At 29.0% G+C, this 573-nt stretch carries 1 protein-coding gene; it reads right to left on the reverse strand.

Annotation, left to right across the window (positions count from 1 at the left end):
- Positions 1-350 precede the first annotated feature (350 nt).
- Positions 351-573: hypothetical protein (locus LJE08_RS13755; protein WP_227403551.1), on the reverse strand; the 223-nt coding region annotated here is incomplete at its 5' end.

The following is a 573-nucleotide window of genomic DNA, read 5'->3' on the forward strand; positions in this document are numbered from 1 at the left end:
AACTTCAAAAGTTTTCATTCCCTCTTCAGTCATAAAAATCAATTCATAAAAAGCTTTTGGACTTGGCACTTTTCCAGGAATAGCAAAATACTCACCCTCTTTTTTTTCAATTAATTTTGCAGATATCGATTCTTTTCTATATTTATTTCTTGTATACCTTAGCATATTCATTCCTCAAAATATGTATAAATTAGTTAATTAAACAAAGTAATCTACACATACTTTTTCCTTTCTAGTTTAAAATTTATCGGATTTTTTTAATCCACTATCAATAGCTCATATGTATTTGTAAAAGTAAATAATTGATAGTGTACTCTTACAGTTACTGGTTGAACCTCATTAACAATATCCTAATCATATATATACTCATGAGTCACCTTGTTACCATCTATATTCTCAGTATGATAAAACTCAATAGGTGTTTCCTCTAACTTTGTTCCAACCTTGATATTCACCGGCTCGTTGAATGAATGGAAGATTATATTACTTTCCACGTGTTTTCTATAGATTGCAATTGATAGGATCAAAGCCAGTAATATACAACCAATAATCATTACTTTCTTTTTCATAGGC

It is taken from the genome of Holdemanella sp. DFI.5.55 (genome assembly GCF_020593575.1).
In the GTDB taxonomy this organism is placed as follows: Bacteria; Bacillota_I; Bacilli_A; order Erysipelotrichales; family Erysipelotrichaceae; genus Holdemanella; species Holdemanella hominis.